Origin of the sequence: Deefgea chitinilytica (assembly GCF_016881405.1) — a bacterium.
In the GTDB taxonomy this organism is placed as follows: Bacteria; Pseudomonadota; Gammaproteobacteria; order Burkholderiales; family Chitinibacteraceae; genus Deefgea; species Deefgea chitinilytica.
The window spans coordinates 142,306-165,687 of record NZ_WOFE01000001.1; the positions used below are offsets into that span (position 1 = coordinate 142,306).

At 47.1% G+C, this 23,382-nt stretch carries 18 protein-coding genes; 10 read left to right on the plus strand and 8 right to left on the minus strand.

What is annotated here, in order from left to right; genetic code table 11:
• Positions 1–71: 71 nt before the first annotated feature.
• Entirely contained in the window at positions 72–575 is a 504-nt protein-coding gene (gene def / locus GM173_RS00685; RefSeq protein ID WP_203569414.1) for a peptide deformylase, read from the minus strand.
• 170 nt (positions 576–745) lie between these two features.
• On the opposite strand from def, the gene GM173_RS00690 reads away from it, so the two are divergent.
• The 6 genes from GM173_RS00690 to GM173_RS00715 all read left to right on the plus strand — a co-directional run bounded on the left by GM173_RS00690 (position 746) and on the right by GM173_RS00715 (position 9,252).
• Complete coding sequence (locus GM173_RS00690; RefSeq protein ID WP_203569415.1) at positions 746–1,816, plus strand: LysM peptidoglycan-binding domain-containing protein; 1,071 nt, start codon at positions 746–748, stop codon at positions 1,814–1,816.
• A gap of 2 nt (positions 1,817–1,818) precedes the next feature.
• Complete coding sequence (gene dprA, locus GM173_RS00695; RefSeq protein ID WP_203569416.1) at positions 1,819–2,928, plus strand: DNA-processing protein DprA; 1,110 nt, start codon at positions 1,819–1,821, stop codon at positions 2,926–2,928.
• An 8-nt stretch (positions 2,929–2,936) separates the two neighbouring features.
• On the plus strand, positions 2,937–3,395 hold the full coding sequence (locus GM173_RS00700; RefSeq protein ID WP_203569417.1) for a DUF494 family protein: 459 nt from the start codon (positions 2,937–2,939) through the stop codon (positions 3,393–3,395).
• A 54-nt stretch (positions 3,396–3,449) separates the two neighbouring features.
• Entirely contained in the window at positions 3,450–5,753 is a 2,304-nt protein-coding gene (gene topA, locus GM173_RS00705) for a type I DNA topoisomerase (RefSeq protein WP_203569418.1), read from the plus strand.
• Between the two features lie 127 nt (positions 5,754–5,880).
• Complete coding sequence (locus tag GM173_RS00710) at positions 5,881–8,490, plus strand: sensor domain-containing phosphodiesterase (protein WP_203569419.1); 2,610 nt, start codon at positions 5,881–5,883, stop codon at positions 8,488–8,490.
• Positions 8,491–8,511: 21 nt separating this feature from the next.
• A complete protein-coding gene (locus GM173_RS00715; RefSeq protein ID WP_203569420.1) occupies positions 8,512–9,252 on the plus strand; it encodes a substrate-binding periplasmic protein in 741 nt (246 codons plus the stop codon).
• Between the two features lie 50 nt (positions 9,253–9,302).
• Here the strand turns inward: GM173_RS00715 and GM173_RS00720 are convergent, their stop codons facing one another.
• From GM173_RS00720 to GM173_RS00740, 5 genes are all read right to left on the minus strand, one after another.
• A complete protein-coding gene (locus GM173_RS00720) occupies positions 9,303–10,043 on the minus strand; it encodes an amino acid ABC transporter ATP-binding protein (protein WP_203570325.1) in 741 nt (246 codons plus the stop codon).
• 233 nt (positions 10,044–10,276) lie between these two features.
• Complete coding sequence (rsmA, locus tag GM173_RS00725; RefSeq protein WP_203569421.1) at positions 10,277–11,062, minus strand: 16S rRNA (adenine(1518)-N(6)/adenine(1519)-N(6))-dimethyltransferase RsmA; 786 nt, start codon at positions 11,060–11,062, stop codon at positions 10,277–10,279.
• 168 nt (positions 11,063–11,230) lie between these two features.
• Positions 11,231–12,229 (minus strand): 4-hydroxythreonine-4-phosphate dehydrogenase PdxA, encoded by a 999-nt coding sequence (gene pdxA / locus GM173_RS00730; RefSeq protein ID WP_203569422.1) that lies wholly within the window; start codon positions 12,227–12,229, stop codon positions 11,231–11,233.
• Positions 12,229–13,518, minus strand: a complete 1,290-nt coding sequence (locus tag GM173_RS00735; RefSeq protein WP_239078174.1) for a peptidylprolyl isomerase — start codon at positions 13,516–13,518, stop codon at positions 12,229–12,231. The genes pdxA and GM173_RS00735 overlap by 1 nt, the downstream gene beginning before the upstream one ends.
• Before the next feature lie 12 nt (positions 13,519–13,530).
• The gene (locus GM173_RS00740; RefSeq protein ID WP_203569423.1) at positions 13,531–15,702 is read right to left on the minus strand and encodes an LPS-assembly protein LptD; all 2,172 of its coding nucleotides are present in this window, start codon (positions 15,700–15,702) and stop codon (positions 13,531–13,533) included.
• A 102-nt stretch (positions 15,703–15,804) separates the two neighbouring features.
• Between GM173_RS00740 and GM173_RS00745 the strand changes: the two genes are divergently transcribed.
• The 4 genes from GM173_RS00745 to tkt all read left to right on the plus strand — a co-directional run bounded on the left by GM173_RS00745 (position 15,805) and on the right by tkt (position 21,728).
• Complete coding sequence (locus GM173_RS00745; RefSeq protein WP_203569424.1) at positions 15,805–16,797, plus strand: aminoglycoside phosphotransferase family protein; 993 nt, start codon at positions 15,805–15,807, stop codon at positions 16,795–16,797.
• A gap of 89 nt (positions 16,798–16,886) precedes the next feature.
• Positions 16,887–17,591, plus strand: coding sequence for an N-acetylmuramate alpha-1-phosphate uridylyltransferase MurU (murU, locus tag GM173_RS00750; protein WP_203569425.1), 705 nt, complete (start codon positions 16,887–16,889; stop codon positions 17,589–17,591).
• 168 nt (positions 17,592–17,759) lie between these two features.
• Positions 17,760–19,487 (plus strand): PHA/PHB synthase family protein, encoded by a 1,728-nt coding sequence (locus GM173_RS00755; protein WP_203569426.1) that lies wholly within the window; start codon positions 17,760–17,762, stop codon positions 19,485–19,487.
• 240 nt (positions 19,488–19,727) lie between these two features.
• Entirely contained in the window at positions 19,728–21,728 is a 2,001-nt protein-coding gene (gene tkt, locus GM173_RS00760) for a transketolase (RefSeq protein WP_203569427.1), read from the plus strand.
• A gap of 481 nt (positions 21,729–22,209) precedes the next feature.
• On the opposite strand, the gene GM173_RS00765 is transcribed toward tkt, so the two are convergent.
• On the minus strand, positions 22,210–22,881 hold the full coding sequence (locus GM173_RS00765) for a hypothetical protein (RefSeq protein WP_203569428.1): 672 nt from the start codon (positions 22,879–22,881) through the stop codon (positions 22,210–22,212).
• 182 nt (positions 22,882–23,063) lie between these two features.
• Positions 23,064–23,291 carry a hypothetical protein gene (locus GM173_RS00770; RefSeq protein ID WP_203569429.1) on the minus strand — a complete coding sequence of 76 codons (228 nt, stop codon included), beginning with the start codon at positions 23,289–23,291 and terminating at the stop codon, positions 23,064–23,066.
• Positions 23,292–23,382: the final 91 nt, after the last annotated feature.

Consider the following 23,382-nt stretch of genomic DNA (forward strand, 5'->3'; position numbering starts at 1 on the left):
GCGTGAGTTGGAAGGGAGGATGGGGCTGAAGTGCTGCTGTGGGTTACCCCAGTTGCCTCACTTCGCACGCTTTACATGGTTTTTTTCTGATTTTTTTTTAATTTTTGCACAATTCGATTGAGTTTAAGTCGAGATAGTTTTTCCACAAACACTTTGCCATCAAGATGGTCAATTTCATGCTGAATGCAGATGGCCAGCAGACCGTCAGCATCAAGTGTGAATGGTTGGCCATGACGATCTAAGGCTTTCACAGTCAGCGTTTCGGCACGTTCAACCTCTTCATAAATTCCAGGCACTGACAAGCAACCTTCTTCATAGGTCGTGTGTCCATCGGCGTTTATAATTTCTGGGTTGATTAAAACGAGCAAGTCATCTTTGTTTTCTGAGATGTCGATCACGATTAAACGCTGATGAAAATTTACTTGTGTTGCTGCCAGGCCAATACCTGGTGCGGCGTACATGGTTTCTGCCATGTCATCGATTTGGCGTTGCAGGACTGTGTCAAAAACCGTCACAGGCTTCGCAATTGTGTGTAAGCGCTCGTCGGGATAGTGCAGAATGTTTAAAATTGCCATGTTTGCTTGCTAGACCAAAAGTTTATATGCAGAATTAATAATAGATAAGCTATAGATTATATTATATTGGATATGGGTTGTTTGGTTGCTAAATCAAGCCTCTATTTGATGAACTTCTTTTGAATTTTGCTTGCGGCTCGAAAATCTGCAAGAACTGGGCTCAAATTATTATGCGTAAATCCATTATCTCTTTGCTTCTCGTCGCGGGTTTTGTCTCTGCACCGCTGCTGGCTGATGAACTCAAATTAGCCAAAAATGCGCCTGACCGTTATGTTGTGGTGAAAGGTGATACTTTATGGGGCATTTCAGGTAAGTTTTTAAGCCAGCCTTGGCGTTGGCCAGAGATTTGGCAGCTGAATAAAGAAGAAATCAAAAATCCGCATTGGATTTATCCTGGTGATGTGATTGTTTTAGATACCTCAAGTGGTCAGCCACGCTTGAAATTATTGAAAAATCAAAAAGTAGATAGTCGTGGTGGCAACGGCAAGCTCAGTCCGCGAGTTCGTGAAACACCATTGTCTAGCGATGCGATCACTAGCATCCCGCATAAATCGATTGAGCCATTCTTGTCTAGACCCTTAGTGATGAGCGTGGAAGACTTTACTGCCGCACCACGTATCGCAGCCGGTCCTGATAATCGCTTGTTGTTTGGCCCTGGTGAACAAATTTACTCGGTTGATTTAGTTGGTGCTCAGGAAGGTGAAATTTGGCAGGCCTTCCGTAAAGGCAAGCAACTCACTAATCCAGAGGATCCAAACGAAGTCATTGGAATTGAAGTTAACTATTTAGGCGACATCCGCGTGCGGCGCGAAGGTGATGTTTCAACTCTCGTTGTCGTGAACAGCCGTGAAGAAATTACCGTCGGTGACCGCTTAATCCGTGCCCCTGAAAAACCGTTTATTAATTACGTGCCACACTTACCTGCACAAGAAATCTCTGGCAAAGTGATTTCAACTTACGGCGGTGTTGCTGAGGCGGGTTCATTGACTACAGTGGTACTCAATCGCGGCGCACTTGATGGCGTTGATGTCGGTACTGTGTTGTTCTCGTACAAAGCACCTCGCGAAATTAAAAAAGAGGTAGATTCTGAACCAACTCGATTTACGCCGAAGTTGAAAAGTGGCAATTTGTTTGTTTACCGAGTGTTTCCAAAAGTCTCTTACGCATTGGTATTAGACAGCACCCTGCCAGTTAATGTGGGTGACGACGCGAAAGCAGAGGCTGTGGTTTCGGCGGAATAAATTTGTTAGATTCTGATCTTGAAAATTGGCTACGACTTTCCCTGGTTTCTGGGTTGGGAGTTCGTAGCCAATTGCTTTTATTGCGCCACTTTGGCGAACCTGCTGCGATCTTTTCTGCTTCACGCGCCGAATTAAAGGGCTTAGTTTCGCCTGCATTGGTCGATGGCATCATTCATATGGCGCAAATAGAAAATTATCCTGAGCGTCAATTAATAGAAGACTGGCTAGCGGGGCAAAATCACGCCTTACTCACCTTAGATCATCCTGCCTATCCCTCACAATTATTGTCTTTGCCAGATCCGCCGACGCTTTTATATGCCAAAGGAAACTTGAAATTATTGCAAAAGCCCGCACTCAGTATTGTGGGTAGTCGTAATTCCACACAGCAGGGGATTTGTAATGCTGAAGCTTTTGCACAGCATTTATCCAATAGCGGCTTATGTATCGTGAGTGGTTTAGCCAGTGGAGTTGATGCGGCAGCGCATCGAGGTGGTTTGTTGGGTGTTGGGTCGAGTATTGCGGTGATTGGTACAGGTATTGATAGAATCTATCCTGCCAGCAATCGTGATTTAGCGCATCAGTTGGCGCAAAATGGATTGATCTTGTCTGAGTTTGCTCTTGGTTCACCACCGATTGCTAGTCATTTCCCACAACGAAATAGAATTATTGCTGCTTTAGGTTTGGGATGTTTGGTCGTCGAGGCTGCTCTTGGTAGTGGCTCACTGATCACCGCGCGACAAGCGGTTGATATTGGGCGTGAGGTATTTGCTATCCCAGGTTCCATCCATTCACCACTTGCAAAAGGTTGTCATTCACTAATTAAAAATGGTGCGAAGTTAGTTGAGTCTGCAGATGATATCTTGGCTGAACTGTGTTTTGGCAATGATCTATTTTCGACACCCGTTCAGGTAAAAGATACAACGACGAGTACCGAATCTGAGACCTCAATTTTAGATATTTTGGGTTGGGATCCGATCGATTTAGAAACATTAATTGAACGGACTAGCTTGACGAATTCCGCGCTGTGCGAGATTCTGTTGGGTTTGGAATTAGAAGGGAAGCTGGCTTCTTTGCCTGGCGGACGCTATCAACGCATTGGCGGTGGGGTTTAAATTAAATTATGTTAGAAGTCCTTGCTTACCTTTTTGAGCAGTTTTATAACGCAGATGGCTTGCCAGATATGTCTCAGCTCGCCAAAAAGTTATCTTTGGCTGGCTTTGAGGGTGAAGATATCCATGATGCTTTGACATGGTTGTCTGAACTGAAACAAATCGATATTGCGCCGTATCAGTTACTTGATAGTAAAGAGCTGGGTTTTCGTTCTTTACACCCTATTGAGTTGGAGCGCTTGAGTGAAGAAGCGGCGCTCTTTTTGCATGCTTTAGATGCCACTCGCGTTTTGAGCGCGGGTGAGCGTGAATTAGTGCTGGATCGGCTTTGGCGCGAGCCCGATGGTGAGGTCGTGTTGGAGCGGATTAAATTAATTGTATTAATGGTAATTTGGCAAAAGCGTGATGCTTTGTCCAATCTACTGATCGAGGAGTTGTTGTTTGGTCGTGAAGGTTTTGCCTTACATTAAGAGCTATTTGCACCACACACTCCAGTTTTCGAATCTCTGCTGCCTTGGGGAACCATGCCGGCCAATCTACTTATCGTTGAGTCGCCTTCGAAAGCGAAAACTCTACAAAAATATTTAGGCAAAGACTTTCAAATTCTTGCCTCCTATGGTCACGTCCGTGGATTAGTCCGTAAATCGGGCTCAGTTGATCCTGAAAAAGACTTCAAAATGAAGTATCAGGTGATCGATAAAAATAAAAAGCACGTAGATGCGATCTGTGATGCCGTTGAAGCTGCTGATCATGTTTATCTCGCTTCCGATCCGGACCGCGAAGGTGAGGCAATTTCTTGGCACATCATGGAAATTTTGAAAGCCAAAAAATTACTCAACCCAGAAAAAACGTTCAAACGGGTGGTGTTTCACGAAATTACTGAAACGGCTGTTTTGCATGCAGTTGCTAATCCCCGTGATATTGATTTCAACTTGGTAAATGCTCAGCAAGCGCGTAGTGCTTTGGATTATCTGGTTGGCTTTAACCTATCACCGCTCTTGTGGCGCAAGGTTCGTACTGGTCTCTCAGCAGGGCGCGTACAGAGTCCTGCGCTGCGTTTGATTTGCGAACGCGAGATTGAAATCCGTGCGTTTAATCCGCAAGAATATTGGTCGATTCATCTCGACACCAAGAAAGGCCGCAGCAAAGTCGCAGCCAAGTTAACCACTTGGCAGGGTAAGAAGCTCGATCAATTCGATATTCCAAATGAAACTGAGCAGACCGCAATTTTGGCTGGTTTAGCGGGCAAAGATGCGGTTGTTCACTCGGTTGAAAAGAAAAAGAAATCACGCAGCCCTGCTGCGCCATTTACGACCTCGACCTTGCAGCAAGAAGCAGTGCGTAAACTTGGCTTTACCACTGATCGTGCAATGCGCACGGCACAGCAATTGTATGAAGGGATTAATCTTGGCGGAGAAACGGTCGGTCTGATCACTTATATGCGTACGGACTCGGTCGCTTTATCGAATGATGCTTTGGCTGAAATTCGTGGCTATATCAGCGAGCATTTTGAAAAAGAGTATTTACCGAAAGACCCGATAGCTTATAAAAATAAAGCTAAAAATGCGCAAGAGGCTCATGAGGCTATTCGACCTACCTCGATTCTGCGCACGCCAGAGTCCGTTAAAACGTTTTTGTCGCCTGAACAATTCAAGTTGTATCAAATGATTTGGAAGCGCACGCTATCTTGCCAAATGACTCCGGCTAAGTTTGATACGGTTGCGGTGGATATCGCAGTCGGTGGCCCAGAGAATCTGTTCCGCGCAACAGGGCAAACCTTAGTATTTCCTGGCTTTATCGCCGTCTACCAAGAAGATGCCGATGATGTCGATGACGACGAAGATGAAGCACGTCTGCCCGTGATGCTTGAGGGCGATGTGCTTCCAGTGGAAAAAATCTTTGGCGAACAGCACTTCACTCAGCCTCCACCTCGTTTTACAGAGGCGAGTTTGGTAAAGTCGCTTGAAGAGTTCGGTATTGGTCGCCCATCGACGTATGCGTCGATTATTTTCACGTTAAAAGATCGCGAATACGTGATTTTGGATAAAAAACGCTTCACGCCAACGGATACTGGCGAAGTCGTGAATAAGTTTTTGTCCGAACACTTTACGCAGTACGTCGATTACAATTTCACCGCGAAACTAGAAGACAAACTTGATGAAATTTCCAATGGCAGTCGTGAATGGATTCCGGTCTTAGAAGAGTTTTGGAACAAATTTCATAAGCTAGTCGAAGAAAAACAAGCTTTATCACGCGCAGAAGCAACGCATGAAGCGATGGATGAAGATTGCCCGAAATGTGGCAAACATAAGCTGTCGATTCGTTTGGGTCGTCGTGGCCGCTTTATTAGCTGCAGTTCGTATCCAGAATGCGATTACACCCGCAATATTGGCGACGATCCAAATGCCGCGCCGCTTGAGCCAGAAGTGGTGCCAGATCGAACGTGCCCAAAATGCGAATCGCCGTTGCATATTAAGTTAGGCCGTTACGGTAAATTTATTGGCTGCTCAGCTTATCCAAAATGCAAGCACATCGAGCCTTTAGAAAAACCGAAAGACACGGGAATTGAATGCCCTGAGTGCCATAAAGGTAGCTTGATTGAACGCAAGAGCCGCTACGGCAAGCTATTTTATTCGTGCAATACCTATCCCGATTGTAAATATGCCACGTGGAATCCGCCAGTTGCCGAGGCTTGCCCGCAGTGTAAATGGCCAATTATGACGATTAAAGTCACTAAACGCCGCGGGACGGAAAAAGTTTGCCCACAGAAGGAATGCGGTTACAGTGAGGTATTGATACCGCCACCAGAAAAAGAACCTAAATCATAGGTGCTGGGTCTTACAGCAAATTGGGGTCGCCTTTATATCGAAGATGACCTAGAACGGGAATCGGATTGGTTCCCGTTTTTCGTTTAAGTTTTGCAAGCTAACATGAAAATTACTTGGGGCTGTTGTGTTGCCAGAGAATAATTCGTTTAACTCAAAGCAATTTCATATGCATGAGGCTTTGGCGCTTTATCAAACCTATTTTACTGCGTTTGATAATGTGGTGAGCTTGCTTGCCAACGCCGATGATCCCGAGTCAATCATTGAGATGCTGCGTACGCTGGCAGAAGCTTCGCACAGTAGCATGAGTGGTTTGTACTTAAACGAAGGAAATGGTAAGACGGCACGTTTAGTCGCTGCTTGGCGTGATCAAGATTGTCATTTAGCGAGAAATACCCCCCAGCCGTTTGTTTCGCTAGAATATGCTCAATATCCACTTCTGGCCGATACCCTTGCTGTTGGTATGGTATTGAATAAATCATTATTAGAGTTACCGCTAGCAGAGCAAATGCTGCTCGCGCAAGTTGGGGTTCGGCAATTACTCTGTATTCCCTTGCTAGATAACGGCAGTTTGTTTGGATTTTTGATTTTTCTAAATGATGACGAACGGCCACCGCGCGACAGTATGGAGTTGCGTTTATTGTCAATGCTAGCTAATCACGTTGCACAAGCCTTGCTTAAAGCCAAAATTGAAGCCGAGTCATTGGCGAATCAGCAGCGTTTACGTGCGCTGGTGGGGGGCACGCAAGACATGGTGTTCGAATTGGAACCGAATGGTGTCATTTGCCAAGTTTGGTCAGGGCATCCAAGCTTGCCATCGGTCGAACATCTATTAGGGCGACCATTGACTGTTGCGCTGCCTTTTGAATTAGCTAACGAGCTAGTGCATCGTTTGCCAAAATTGTTGGCAGGACAAGCCAGTATGCAGTTTCACTGCACTCTGAGTACTGAGAATGTCTGCTTTTTGGTGCGTTTGCAGCCTGTTAGTGCGGGGAGCAAATTGCATGCTGTGGTTTTAATGCAAGATGTGACGGTGTTGATGCAGGACGCTGCACGCAAAAAAACCATGCTGGAAACTTTAAACCTGCTGGAAGAGGCCATTATTGATTTGTCGCCGGCAGGGCAACTTGTTGAAACCACATCAGTTTGGCCACGTTTACGTGGTATCGATCCGCGCCACTTAAGTCAAGATCTTGGCCGTTCCTTGTTAACTTGGGTTTACCCTGAAGATAACGGTCTGGTTGGTGGCATTATCGCTCAAATGGTCAAAACGGCCGAAGCCGCTACTGTGCGTTTTCGCTTAATGCGGGAGGATGGTGAGTTTGTTTGGGTGGAGGCTAGGCTGATCGCTCATAAGGCTGCCGATGGAAAAGTGGCTGGCTTGCGCGGCGTTTTGCGCGATGTAACTGTGGCGCATTTGAATGAGCAACATATCACCCAATTGGCTTTGTACGATGGCTTAACTAATTTACCTAATCGTTTGTTGCTTGACGATGAACTGCACCGCGCAATTGATCAGGCGAGGGTGCAAAATTGTAAAGTTGGTCTTGGCTTTATCGATTTAGATCATTTTAAGCAAATTAATGATGCTTTTGGTCACAAGACGGGTGATGAGCTATTGATCAGTTTATCCAAGCGTTTGAAAGCTGTTTTGCCAGAAGACGCGGTGTTGGCACGCTGGGGGGGGGATGAGTTTATTGCGCTGATTCCAAATCTGAGCGACATCATTCAGTTAAAGCAAGTAGCCGAACAGCTTCGCGGTGCGGCACGGGAATCGATTAGTATCAATGGCATGGAGACGCAGCCGACCATCTCGGTTGGCTTTGCTATTTATCCAGACAATGCAGAAAGCGGTGAAGAACTGCTCTCTGCGGCGGATCATACGATGTACCATGCCAAGCACGCAGGTCGTAATACGGCGTGTTTTTATAGCGACATCGTGCATCTCAAAGCGCTGGGTCGTGAACACGTAGCGATTCAATCTCGATTGTCGAGCGCGATTAAACACGGTGGCTTGCAGGTCTTTTATCAGCCGATTGTTAACTCTCGTACTGGTGAAGTGATTGCGGTTGAAGCGCTGGCTCGTTGGCTGGATGATAAGAGCGGCTGGATTAGTCCTGAGCTATTTATTCCAATGGCAGAGAAAGTTGGACTGATTCAAGAGTTGTCTGAGCAAATTATGCTGATTGCGTTTGCGAAATTGCGCGATTGGCGTGATAGCGGATTGGCACAAAAAGTGATGATTAATATTTCACGTAGCCAGCTCTTTTTGCCAAATTTTGTTACGCAACTGGTTGAGCGACTCAGCCAATTCCGCTTACGTCCTTCCGATATTATTTTAGAAATTACCGAGAGCGTTGCCTTAACGGATTATTCGCGGCAGATGCGACATTTGCGACAGCTGCGTTTGGCGGGATTTGAGTTGGCGATTGATGATTTTGGCACGGGTTATTCATCACTGTCGCAATTGCATGAGATGCCGGCGCAAATGTTAAAAGTGGATGTTTCCTTTGCGCAGCGTTTGCATACCGAAGAAGGTCGGCGTGTGATGCAAGCCATCGCGCAAATGGCGCAAGGTTTGCAGTTAGATTTGGTGATTGAAGGGGTAGAAAATTTAGAAACCGCACGCTTTTTGCAGGGCTTGGGCGTGAATTATATGCAGGGTTTCTATTTTAGTGAGGCGGTTCCTGCTGGCGTGGCGGAATTATGGATGCGCTTGGGATTATTGGCTAAGATGTAATCAACTTTCTGGCCTGCGGCAATGAAATGGTTTCTAATATTTTGCTATTGCATTTCGGTTTCTGCATCGGCAGCAGAAAAAGTTATGGTATATACGCATTATGAAGCGGCTCCTTTTTTAAATGCTCAGCATCATGGGCTAACTGTTGATTTAGCGAATGAACTCACGAAACGTAGCGTAGGGCGTTATGAATTTGTGGTTCAGCCTACTCCAAGAAAGCGCATTGACTTTATTCTGAGCGATCCTAACTGGCAAGGTATTGTGCCTTGGGTGACCAGCGTATGGTTTCGGGATGAGGCACAAACCAAATATGCTTGGAGTGCATCGCTGTTTAATGATGCCGACCTAGTTTTGAGTCATCAGCCGTTTACTTATGCTGGGCCTGAAAGTTTGTTTGGCATGCGTTTTGGTGGCGTACTCGGGCATCGTTATGCTGAACTTGAGCAGTGGATTGCTGAGGGGAAAATTCAGCGGGATGATGCCTTAAGTGAGATTGGTAACTTAAAAAAGCTACAGGCTAAGCGGGTTGATGTTGTGTTTATCTCAAATAGCAATTGGATCGCTATTTTGGCTGAAAATCCATCGCTGTCTAAAGGAATTTTCGTAGCAAAAAAACCAAGAAATGTGTTTGAGCGAAAGTTATTAATTAGCCCTAAAAATCTGCAACTCACACAGTATGTGCAGCGAACGGTGGAAAGTTTGCGAAATGACGCCGATTGGCAAAAGAAAGTCAGTCCGTATCATTATGCGCTACCCAAATAAAAAAGATGACGCAAGGTCATCTTTTTTATTGTCTGAAGCAATCCTGCCATTTATTGATGCATCGGAGCCAGAATTTGCCGTAAAAATTGCTTCGCTCGATCGGTTTGCGGATTGGTAAAGAAGCTCTCTGGCACGGTGTCTTCCACAATTTCACCGTGATCGAGGAAGATCACTCGGTCAGCGACTTCGCGGGCAAAGCCCATTTCATGGGTTACCACCATCATTGTCATGCCAGATTCGGCCAACTGCTTCATCACGCTCAGTACTTCGCCAATCATTTCTGGATCGAGCGCGCTGGTCGGCTCATCAAACAGCATTACTCGTGGATTCATCGCGAGGCCACGGGCAATGGCAACGCGCTGTTGTTGACCACCGGAAAGATTGCTCGGGTAAGCATCTTTTTTATTGGCTAAACCAACGCGTTCAAGTAGTTCGATGGCTTGTTTATTCGCTTCTACGGGCGCGATTTTTTTGACATTAATCGGTGCCAGCGTAATGTTTTCCAGTACTGATAAATGCGGGTACAGATTGAAATGCTGGAAAACAAAACCGACTTCTTCGCGCAATTTATTGATATTGGTTTTGGTGCTGTTGGCTTGAATGCCATCGACCCAAATTTCGCCATCATTGATCGGTTCGAGCTGATTAATGGTACGAATCAGCGTTGATTTTCCCGAACCAGATGGGCCACAGACGACCACAACTTCGCCTTGTTTGACCTCAAGGTTGAGGTTTTTTAAAACATGGTGGTCGCGGCCATACCATTTATTGACGTTTTGGAAGCGAATCATGGTCACATTAGCATTCATTTTGGAGCCTGTTATTTTGTGTCGAGAATGTGCATCAGCCTAGCGGGGAAATCCCTAGCAAGCCGTTGAAAAACGACGACGAGACTCAAATTCTGAATTAAAAAATAGCTTAAAATCCTCATTTACTACCCGTAAACTCCGGTTTTTCGCTATTTTTTGCCTTGCCTTTGAGCCTCTCGCTACTTTTTCAACGGCCTGCTAGCTCGGTCGTGTTCCTAACTCGCTAACGCATTACTGAGCGCCACGTATTGCGCGACACTGACATTCTCTGGGCGGCAGCTTGGATCAATCCCTAGATCGGCCAGCACTTGATCGTTTGCAATGCCTTTGAGGTTGTTGCGCAGCGTTTTTCGGCGTTGGGCAAAGGCGGCCACAACCAGTTTACGTAGGTGCTCTTCATTGTTAGCCGGATAGGGTAGGACATCGTACGGCACCATCCGTACCACCGCCGAATCGACTTTCGGTGGCGGATCAAACGCCTCTGGTGGTACATCGATGATGTGATCCATCAGGTAGCGATACTGCAGCATGATCGATAGTCGGCCGTAATCGGTGGTGCTCGGTTCAGCCACCATTCGTTCAACCACTTCTTTTTGCAGCATGAAGTGCATGTCGTAAATCACATCGGCAAAGCTGGCCAGATGAAATAGCAGTGGCGTAGAAATATTGTATGGCAGATTACCAACTAGTTTGATGCGGCCATCGGGCGCAATTTCACGCGCGAGTGCGCCAAAATCAAAATTGAGTGCATCAGCGTTGTGAATTACTAAACGCTCTGGCGGATAAATACTTGAGAGGTGGCTAACGATGTCACGGTCGATCTCAACGACATTCAATTGCGGAACCCTAGCCAATAACGGTGTGGTTAATGCCGCTAAGCCGGGGCCAATTTCAACAATCACGTCATCCGCTTGTGGGTCGACAGCGTTAATAATGCCAGCGATGACGCCTTGGTCTTGCAAAAAGTTTTGGCCAAAACGTTTGCGTGGAATGTGTGCCATGAAAATCCTGAATCCTAATACGAGCAAATAATAAAGCGAGTGAAGTAAGTTAACTGCATCGATGTTTGGTATAACGCCATCAATACGTTATGAGCACTTTGCTCTACATTGTAAAGCAGTCGCGCAGCCTGATTTTTCCGTTGGTCGAAATTTAGGCGGCTAGCAGACTTATGCGTGGGTGGCGAGTAAGGCGGCCAATTGGGTGGCCGAGATCAAACTGCCGAAATCGGCTAGCCCAGTGCCAGCTAAATCTAGAGCGGTGCCATGATCAACGGAGGTGCGAATAATCGGTAAGCCCAGCGTGATATTGATGCCCGCGCCAAAGGTGGCAAATTTGAGTACGGGTAAACCTTGATCGTGATACATCGCCAGCACGGCATCGCCTTGCGCCAGAATCGGCGGATTGAACAAGGTATCAGCAGGCAGCGGGCCGATCAGGTGCATACCTTGGGCGCGCAGTGAGTTGAGTACGGGGATGATGACGTCGATTTCTTCTCGCCCCATATGACCGCTTTCACCGGCGTGTGGGTTGAGCCCAGCGACGATGATTTTAGGCTCGGCGAGGCCAAATTTTTGCTGTAAATCGCGATGCAAAATCGTGATCGTAGTTGCAAGTGATTCTGCCGTTAGCGCGTTCGCCACATCTTTGAGTGGCAAATGCGTAGTGGCAAGCGCGACGCGCATCATTTTTTGGTCTGCGCCGTATTGGCCAGCTAGCATCATTACAACTTGCGGGGTATTGGTTTTTTGGGCAAGGTATTCAGTATGTCCAGAGAAATACCCACCTAGCTTCGCATCGTTAATCACGCCTTTATGTAGCGGGGCCGTGACCATCGCGGCAAACTCACCGCTGACGCAGCCTGCAATTGCACGATCAAGTAATGCTAGCACATAGGCTGCATTGGCTGGATCGAGCTGCCCAGCTTGGCTTGGTTTGGCTAAGGGTAAATGGCAAACCGAAATTGGCGCTGGGTTGGCAAGGTCGTAGTCGGGCCAGGCCGCAACATCGGCCGGATTGATTCCGACACAACTAGCGCGCTCCAGCAGCATTTGGCGATCAGCCAATAAAACAATCGGGCAGGGTATCTGGCTCTGAGTTAGTCTGAGCGATAACTCTGGGCCAATACCTGCAGGTTCTCCGGTGGTGATCGCCAAAGGTTTTTGCATTATTCGTCCTTCAGACGAATTTCAACGTGAGCACGATCACGTAATTGGCGTAACCAATCATCGTATTGTTCTTCGGCTTTACGTTGTTTGAGTTCATTACGCAATTTGAAGCGCGCACGCTCTAAGGTCACGTCTTGTTTGCGGCGACCGTCAACACGAATCAGATGAAAACCAAACGGGCTTTGCACGACGCTGCTGATTTCGCCAATTTTGAGTGCATCCATCGCTTTTTCAAATTCGGGTACGGTCTCGCCCGGATTGAGCCAGCCTAGATCGCCGCCTTTGGTGGCGGTGGCATCGTCAGAAAAGGCTTTCGCTAGATCTTCAAACTTCTCGCCATTGAGGATTCGAATTCGAAGTTGACTTAATTTTTGCTTGGCATCGGTTGTCGATACAATTTCATTGCTACGAATCAGAATATGGCGCGCATTTGTTTGCTCAACGACCACTTGTTCTTGCTGGCTGCGTTTGTCGATCAGTTTAAAAATATGAAAACCAGCAGGGCTACGAACAATATCGGTTAGCTCGCCTGGCTGTAATTTATCAAGCAGTGAGGTAAATGCGGGTGGCAAAGAACCTGCCGGACGCCAACCGAGCGAGCCGCCATTGTTGGCATTTTTATCCGTCGAGAAGCTCGCAGCGACACTGGCGAATGTCGCGCCAGTTTCCAGCTCTTTTCGAGCCGATTGAATTTTGATGCGGCGTTCTTGAATTTGATCTGGATTTGCATTTTCTGGCACTGGAATAAAAATCTGCGCCAAATCGTATTCCATCTGTGCTTTGTTAGCCGAGAGCTTTAAGTAATCATCAATCTCTGATTCAGTCACGACCACTTTGTTGTCGATTTCGCGCTCTTTTAAGCGTGCGAGCAGCATATCTTGGCGAATTTGGTCGCGAAATTCACGCCAGCCAATGCCGGTTTCTTCGAGTCGCTTGCGAAATTCGGGTAGTGACAATTGATTTTGTGCCGCAATACGATTAATTGCATTTTCAAGTTGATTGTCATCAATACGAATCCCTGTTTGCTGGGCGTATTGAATTTGAATCTGATCGATAATCATCCGATCTAGCACTTGCTGTTGCAGCACCTCATATGGTGGTGCTTTGATATTTTGTTTGGCTAGATTCTCGCGCACCGTATTGATTTTTTTCTGTAGCTCAACTTGGGTGATGGCATTGCGGTTGACCACGGCAACAACGCGGTCTGCCGTAATAATTTCAGCCATCAAGCTGCTGCTCAGCAGAGATAATGTGAGGGTTGCTGCGCGCAGCAAATGCATAGTCTTCATACGGTCGTGCCTTTAACGAAGTTTTGGAGAGCGGTATGTGTCGGCATAACCAGGAATGGATTGCTTCAATAAATTAATCGGGTTGATACCGATGCCCGCTAAACCACCTAATTCTAAGATGGCAAAATAGTTTGTTTTAAAAGTGTTATCGGTCGTGATGTAGCGTTGAGCCGCGATACGAAACGCCCAGCAGCCGGCATTATATTCAAGGCCAGCAATCGTCTCTAGTGATTTGCTGTCTTTCAATGAATAGTTGTAACGGCCTACTGCGAACCAGCCATTACCCAGCGGCCATTGCCCCGATGTTGAAACTTGCTCAATCGCTGACGATTGATTGCTCACGTAGCGCAGATTCAGCGTTTTAAATTCGCTAGGCGTCCAATTGATATTCACTTCCGAGTTGATGGTATTGCCAGCATTCAAATCTTGTTGCAATACATAATTGATGTTTACATGATTAGGCAGCTGACTGCCCACGGTGACAAATAGATTAGAATTTTTTTCTTCTTCTGCATTGTCTTGGCCGGATAAAGTGACTTTCGGTGAGGTTAGATAAAACTGTTGTCCAATCCCCAGTGACAAGCGTTCCGCACCCGTGGCGTTATCAAAAATACGTGAACTGACCGCCAGCGTTAAATTGTTGGCGTCATTGATACGGTCGCGTCCAGTGAATTTATTTTCAGCAAACAGTTGTGACCAAGACAGAGCCGCTACCGCTGAATCATAATTCGGGATATTGGTTTGTGATTTGTATGGCGCGTAAAGATAATAAATGCGTGGCTCGAGTGTTTGGGTGATACCGGTGCCAAAAAAATCGCCTTCACGCTCAAAAAACAAACCCGAATCAATACTGGCCATCGGTACAACGAGCGATTCATTTCCTAGGCTTTGTCCGCTTGCCGTTTCTGAACGATAGGTATTGGCTTGTAAACTCAATCGCGGGGTAATAAACGCATAGCTATTGGCGAGCGGTAGGCTGATACTTGGATTAATCCAAGCGCGTTCACCTTGAACTTTGGTTTCGTTCTCAAAGCGAGTGATTTCACCGCTAATCCGTGTTTCTAGCCCGTAGCCGATTTGAGGTGCTGCGCTAAAATACCACTGCGGCATCCGCCAATAAGGCGTGTCGACAGGATTGCTTGGGGTTTGCAAGGTTTGATACCGCTGCACGCGCAAGTGCGTTGACCAAAAATTACCGTTGTAATTCAGTAGCGCCTCTTGGGGTAAATTGACTTGCGATGCGCCCGCTAAAGAATCTGAAAAATCAATGAAATAATTGGCATCGGACACGCGCTGGTAGTTCAAATTCAGCGAAAGACGGTCGCTTAATGCTTGATTGTGTTGGAAAAAGACGCCGAAACGATCTGTTTCTGTTTCATTATCCCGAATCCCTGACGCACGAATAGTGCCAGCATAGTCGGGTTGCAAGTAGCGAAATTCTCCGCCCAACATCACACCACGATGACCGTAATAGCTTGGGATAATCGTTGCATCGTAATTGGGGGCAATATTCCAATAAAACGGCTGCGTGAATTGCAGACCATTTTTGTTGCTATAGCCAAATGAAGGCATTAAGAAACCGGTTTTTCGCCCGCCATCGAGTGGAAAATCGACCCACGGGTAGTAGAAAAACGGTACGCCTTTGAATTCGGCCCAACCATGCCAAGCTTGACCGTAATTGGTGGTGTAATCTAGATCAAGCTCTTTGGCATGCAGATACCAATCGTCATTGCCATCGATGCAGGTCGTTAAACGGCCATCTTGAATTTTGTATTTATCTTTGCCACCAAATAATACTTTGACGCCGTCACCGCGCACCCGACCTTCGGCCATGTGATAAATCGGATTGTCCATATCCCCGATGCGTGTTTGCATCGTCATATTAAGGGTGGTGCCTTGTAGCGTATCGCCCTCTTGCACCATTTTGACTTTGTCACCCGCGAGGATTTGATCGGTTGTAAAGTCATTTTTGACCCAATCGGCATCAACGGTGACATCACCACGTTTGATCACGACATTGCCGCGTGCTTCGGCAAATTGGCCTTCTTGCACACTGGCTTCGTCCGATTCAATGAACACAGGCGGTTCAACTGGCGTAGCAGGAGGGGCAGCCACAGTAAACATAGGCAAAATAGCCAATGAGAGGGCGACGATATTGATTCGATAAGGAGGAGAATTGCTCACCTGCATGTGGCTTTTGTCATTACTTTGATAGAATCCGGTGATTCTAGCAGTAAACGCCCGAATTATTCTTAACAAACGTTGTAAATAAGGCCTAAACATCAGATGAATCGCAGTGAACAGCTTTCTAATTGGTTGCAGCAAGTCCGTGGTAGTGCGCCACACTCTCTCGTTTTAGCGGCTGCAGATGCGAGCGTACGCCAATATTGGCGTGCAACGTGGGCCGATTGTAGTGTCATCGTGATGGACTTTGACCCCGTAGTATTTGATTGTGCGCCATTTTTAGCGAGGCAGCAGCAATTGGCTGGTGCCGCTATGCCAGTGCCTGCCGTTTATGAGCAAGATCTCGGGTTAGGTTTTGTGGTGCTGGAAGATTTAGGTGATGTCACTTTAGCCAGTTTGTTGAGCGAAGAAACGGCAAAAGAGTGGTATTTGCGTGCAATCAAGTTGTTGGTTGAGCTGCAAGCGAATACCTCGGATGATGAGTTGCCGCGATTTGATGCTGAGTTTATTCAGCGCGAACTGAATATTTGCCTGGAATGGTATTTTGGTCAGCAATTTGGGGTGACTTTGGCAGGCAAAGAATTAGCTACGTGGGAGCGCGCTTGTGCCTTAATTACGCAGGAAATTCTCAAACAGCCGACTTTGTTTATGCATCGCGACTTCCATTCGCGCAATCTGTTGGTGCAAAACGACACGTTACGATTGATCGACTTTCAAGATGCCGTCAAAGGTCCGATTGCGTACGATTTAGTGTCGCTACTGCGCGACGCTTATGTTGAATGGGGCGAAACCTTTGTGTTGGATTTGGTGATTCGTTACTGGGAGCAAGCCCGCGCTGCGGGTTTGCCGGTGCACGAAGATTTTGGTGATTTTTATCTCGCGTTTGAAATGGCGGGTCTGCAGCGTCACCTTAAAATCCTCGGCTTGTTTGCGCGTTTGAAATTCCGCGACAACAAACCGCAGTACCAAGCTGACATCCCACGCGTGTTTCAATATGTACGCCAAGTTTGCTTGCGCTACAGCGAGCTTACCCCGCTCGGTCGCTTGTTGGTGAATTTGAATGGCGAAAAAGTCGAAACGGGATATTCGTTTTAATGTGTAAGGAGTGAGGTGTAAGGGGGATCTCCCGATACGCCTACGCGCTTTTACTCCTCACGCCTAACCCCTTACTCCTTACATAAACTATGAAAGCAATGATTCTGGCCGCTGGCCGTGGCGAGCGAATGCGGCCTTTAACGGATGTCACGCCCAAACCTTTGCTCGATGTGGGCGGCACGCCGTTGATCGGTTGGCATTTGCGCCGCTTAGCCGCTGCTGGTTTGACAGAGATTGTGATCAATCATGCTTGGCTGGGCGCGCAAATTGAAGCTGAGCTCCAAGATGGTGCTGCGTACGGCGTACGTATCCAGTATTCAGCCGAAACTGCCGCACTCGAAACGGCGGCTGGCATTGCGCGCGCCTTGCCGTTATTAGGTGATGCGTCATTTTTGGTCGTCAATGGCGATGTATTTACCGATTTTGATTTTGCACGTTTAGCAACTGCTGCCAATTCATTGCGTGCCGATGGCGCGTTGGCGCATTTGATTGTTGTGCCGAAGGCGGGTTATCCAACGGGACGCGATTTGACTTTGCGCGATGGCCGTGTGCAGCCATGCGGTGAAAATGATACGCCGTACACGTTCTGTGGTTTAGCTGCGTATCACCCCGCATTTTTTGCCGACGTGCCAAGCGACGCGCCGATGCCTTTGCTGCCGTGCTTGCTCAAAGCGATGGCAGCAGGGCAGGTGACAGGTGAGTGCTATGCGGGTGAATGGCTTGATGTGGGTACGGTAGAGCGCCTTGAATTTGCCCGTCGCCTGGTGGCTGCGCGTTCAACGCTTGCCGATTAAATCGGCCTTTGTGCAGACATAACCCGTCTAATTTGGCTTGGATTGACTGAATGAAAGAATGAGTCAATTTCCAATGTATTTTCCTGTGTGAAATGGGGAAAACGATGCTTGTTTTTTGTTGCATTGCAACGTAAATTAAAGCTTGGTCATCACGATTGGGGAAGTCTTATGTCTGATTCATCAGTGTTTGAACAATTTTATCAGGGTCAGGCCGAGCGCAACCAAGCACTGAAGCATCAACTGCGCCAAACCTTTGATCCATTTGGTTTATTGGCCACCACCGGCAAGGCTTACCAAGCTTGGCTGATGCATCCGCAAGATCTCAATGATGCGCTCAGTCAGTACTTGAATGACTTGATACGAGTGCAAGGGTGTACCTTACGTCGCTACTTGGGCGAGCCTGATAGTGATTGCATTCCACCCCATCCAGAAGACCCACGGTTTACCGACCCGATTTGGTGTGACTCTCCATTTTGGGATGGAATGAAAGAGTTTTACTTACTCAACACGCGCTGGTTACAAAATTCCTTATACGCCACACCCGGTTTGACCGAACAAGAGTGCAGCAAAGCAGCATTTTGGCTGCGCCAATACTTGAATGCCTTAGCCCCGACTAATTTCTTGCTTACGAATCCAACGGCGATTGCCAAAGCGATGCAGACCCACGGCGAGAGCCTGTTGCTGGGCTGGGAAAATTTTAAACGTGATCAAGCTGCTGGCGATATCGCGATGACCGATTTGTCCGCATTTACCGTAGGTGAAAATCTAGCTACAACCGCTGGTTCTGTGGTGTATCGGGGTAAACTCCTTGAAGTAATTCACTTTGAGGCTAATACCCCTACAGTACATAAAGTGCCTTTGGTTTTGATTTCGCCGTGGATTAACAAATATTACGTGCTCGATTTAAATCCACAAAAAAGCATCATCCAATATTTAGTCGATCAAGGTTTTTCGGTGTTTGTGACCAGTTGGAAAAATCCAGATGCTTCGATGGCTGAGGTCGGTATGGACGATTACTTGACCGAGGGCATCGTGAAAATCATCGATGTCGCCCGCGAAATATCGGGCAGCGATAAAGTGAACCTGTTGGGGTATTGCATCGGCGGTACTTTGGTCAGTTTGTATTTGGCATGGGCGAACCGGAAAAATCCAGATCAAGTACCAGTGGCCTCGACGACTTTACTGACCACGCTGACTGATTTTGCGCGTCCCGGCGACATTGAAGTCTTTATCGACGAAGACGGTCTTGATTATATCGATACGATTATGGACCGCAAAGGCTATCTGGATGGTAAAGAGATGGCCGCGAGTTTCCGTATGTTGCGCAGTAATAGCTTGGTGTGGAACTACTGGGCGAGTAATTACTTGATGGGCGAAACACCGATGGCGTTTGATGTGTTGTATTGGAATATGGATACGACGCGGATGCCGAAGAAAATGCACCACACCTATCTGCGCGAATTGTATTGGCACAATAAAATGATCCAGCCCGATGCACTGACGATTGCTGGGCAGCCGATTGATCTAGGCAAAATCACCCAGCCGATTTATATGGTCAGCGCCGAAGAAGACCATATCGCGCCGTGGAAGCAAACCTACACTTTAGTCGATCGTGTCGCATCGCCCGTCACATTTACCTTATCGACGTCAGGTCACATCATCGGCATTATTAATCCGCCGGGGCCCAAATCAAAACGTAGCTTTTGGCAAGGTACACCGAATGCCAACGAGTCGCCCGAAGATTGGCTGGCTAGTAAAACGCAGGTCGCTGGTTCATGGTGGCCGAACTGGATTGAATGGCTCAAACCGTATTCAGGCGCGCAAGTGAAGCCTAAATTATCGAGCCGCGCCCATCCTAAGCTGTGCCCAGCACCGGGTACATATGTCTTGGAATAAGATAAAGCAACAATATTTGGTCTGAAGCACTGAGCTTTGCGCCAAAGCAATATCATAGACACGCCAGCATGAGTACAATGCGGACGTGTCTGTTTATTTTATGCCGCTTGCGTTTTCAGCAAGAAGCAATAGCAGCAAGCTTTTTTGCTGTAGCGATAAAGATATGGTTTACCGCTACAGTGGGTCGTTTTTCATTTAGTTTGCGCAAATGCGCTCAACATTAAATCTGAGGAAACTGTGATGGCAGCAACGCGTACTGATTTAGCAAATGCAATTCGTGCACTGGCAATGGATGCTGTGCAAAAAGCCAATTCAGGCCACCCAGGCGCGCCGATGGGCATGGCTGAAATTGGTTTGGCTTTGTGGGGCGGAAAAATGCGCTTCAATCCACAAAACACCGCTTGGGCGAATCGCGACCGTTTCGTATTGTCAAACGGCCACGGCTCGATGCTGCAATACGCGCTATTGCACCTCACAGGCTTTGATGTATCAATTGAAGACATCAAAAATTTCCGTCAATTTCATTCAAAAACTCCAGGTCACCCAGAAGTTCATTACACGCCAGGTGTAGAAACGACGACTGGCCCGCTGGGTCAAGGTATCACCAATGCAGTGGGTTTTGCGTTGGCAGAAAAACTGCTTGCAGCCCAATTTAACAAACCCGGTTTAGAGATCGTTGATCACCACACTTATGTATTCATGGGTGATGGCTGCTTGATGGAAGGCATTTCGCACGAAGCTTGCTCACTCGCTGGCACTTTGGGCTTGGGTAAATTGATTGCATTCTGGGACGATAACGGCATCTCTATCGACGGCCATGTTGAAGGCTGGTTCACCGATGACACGCCAAAACGCTTTGAATCCTACGGCTGGCATGTGATTGCGGGCGTGGATGGTCATGACGTTGACGCGCTTGAAGCCGCCATCGATGCCGCCAAAGCGGAAACCAACAAACCAACGCTGATCTGCTGCAAAACCATCATCGGTAAAGGTTCGCCAAACAAAGCCGCTAGCCACGATTGCCACGGCGCGCCATTGGGCGAAGCAGAAATCGCTGCAACTCGCGAAGCTATTGGCTGGCCACATGCACCGTTTGAAATCCCTGCTGATGTGTACGCGGGTTGGGATCGCAAAGCAGCGGGTGCTGCAGCAGAAGCCGAATGGAACGCTTTGTTCGCTAAATACAGCGCGCAATACCCCGCTGAAGCCGCTGAATTCACTCGCCGTATGAAAGGCGATTTGCCAGCCAACTGGAACGACATCGTCAAGGCGGCCGTTGCGGACGCCAACAGCAAAGCCGAAACAATTGCAACACGTAAAGCCAGCCAAAACGCATTGTCGGCACTATGCCCACAATTGCCAGAAATGCTCGGCGGCTCGGCTGACTTGACTGGCTCTAACTTGACCAACTGGAAAGGCTCGACGAGCTTGAAAGTGGAAAACGGCCAAATCTCCGGCAATCACATCAGCTACGGCGTGCGTGAATTTGGTATGAGCCACATCATGAACGGTATCGTGTTGCATGGTGGTTTCCGTCCGTACGGCGGCACGTTCTTGATGTTCTGCGAGTATGCACTCAATGCATTGCGTATGGCTGCGTTGATGAAAACTAATAACATCTTCGTTTACACGCACGATTCGATTGGTTTGGGTGAAGACGGTCCAACGCATCAGCCTGTTGAGCAATTGCAAACCTTGCGCTGCATCCCGAATATGAACACATGGCGTCCTGCCGACACCGTTGAATCGGTAGTCGCTTGGGCTGCTGCAATTGGCGAGCGCACCACGCCATCATCATTGGTGTTTACACGCCAAAACTTGGCGTTCCAAACGCGTACTGAGCAACAATTGGCCGATATCGCTAAAGGTGGCTACGTACTCGTCGATGCAGCAAATCCAAAAGTGGTGATTATCGCAACGGGTTCTGAAGTGGATCTCGCAGTGAAAGCAGCCGCAGAACTCAATGCCGCAGGTACCGCAGTGCGCGTGGTGTCAATGCCAAGCACCAATGTGTTCGACAAACAAGACGCAGCATACAAAGCATCGGTATTGCCAGCTGGCGTACCACGTTTGGCAGTCGAAGCTGCAACCAGCGACTTCTGGCGCAAATATGTGGGTCTGGAAGGCGACGTGATCGGTATCGACACCTTCGGCGAATCAGCACCAGCGCCGTTGTTGTTCAAACACTTTGGTTTCACGGTCGAAAACGTAGTCGCTCGTGCGAAAGCATTGGTGAAATAAGTTTTTCCGCCTCAATAAAAAAGCGCCTTCGGGCGCTTTTTTATTGGGTGGCACTGCGACAACGTTGATTAGGTTTGATTATTTAACTTATTGGGATTCGGTTAAACTTATTGAAAGGTCGGTTGTCGGCCAGAAGCGGAAGTAATACTGCGCTTGTTCATGCCCGAATGAGTGTCCGCTGACCTTATGATCGAAGACGAACGTAGCCAAGTTGGAGGATGTATGCTGGCAAACATGCTAGCTGGAAAAGAAAAACTTTGGAGAGCATTTTGGTACTTTTATGTACCTGCATTAGCTACACCAATTGCACTCCTATGATTGCAGCTGCAGAAATTGAGAGTATATTTTCAGTATCAAGAACAGCTCTCTGCTGATTCTGACTTGACAGCCATGCAAATGAGTTTTGGTAGTATTGTTGATTAACTGCTTTTTCTAAATAAAATAAGTTCATATTTCCCCAGCCTTTATTTTAACTAATTGATCACAAAAAGCCGTAACACATCTCTATAAACCAATGCACATCCAATACCCTATAAAAGCATTTTCCTTTTTCCCACCCCTCAGGAAGCTCTGTCAGATCGGGCAATATCACATCATCTCTCACACCATATTTCTTTTTAAGCAGTTCGTGCCTTCCAGATAGAAATGGACTTTTTAACACTCCATGACTGACATCTACTACCGCAGGAATGTAAAGCAGCGACTTTGTTTTTTCATAAAACCCATAACGCTCATCTAAAAATATGACATTCAGGGCTTCATACTGCCGTAAATTAAACCGTCCTTTAGGACTCTGATCTTTAATTAAATCATCTATTAAATTAGCACCACTTTGCCCATACAAATCAGGCGGCCAATATCCACCGTGCGGATTAACATATCTAACCCCAACCTTCTTCTTTAGCTCTTTAACTGCAGGCGAAGAATCCCACAAATTACTTCCATCACGAACAGACGGCTCCGGATGTGCATAATATAATTTAATCAAATATTCAAGATCACTCCTATTTTTATTGAAAAATTTTATCACCTCATCATCTTTTGGAAATTTATTGGCAACAAATATAGAGTACCCTGCGTAAAAAACAGATAAGAGCAGCAATACCAAAAAAAACACATACAATGATGTAGGGCGTTTGATACTAATTACCATGTTTCGAACCTACCAATTAGATATTGAAAATACACAATAAAATACTTATGTCAATTAGCACGGTAGGTTGAGCTAAATGAAATGCAGCCCAACGTTCACCGCGATTGTTGGGCTTCGTAAGCTCAGTGCCAACCTACAAAAACCTTCTGCTCGGGGTCGATAGAGCCTTTTCTTTAAAACGATCAGGAAGGAATGACTTCTAAATCTTTCTCTGGGTGCTCGAGCGTGACATCATTTTCGCTTGGGCGGCGGGCGATCCAGCGTACTTTGACGACCGCTTCTTTGGCGCCGAGTGGTACAAAAACATCGATGACTTTGCCTTTGCGCCGATCGAGTAAGCGTCCCATTTCGGGCTTGAGAAATTGAATTTGATCGCGCCGGATTTGTACGGTTTGTTTTTCTTGAATCATGATTTGCTCCAAAGCGCCAACGCGTTCTTTATTATCGTCAGAAACTGCAAAATCTCAATTCTGATGTAAAAATAGCTCAATCAATCAAGAT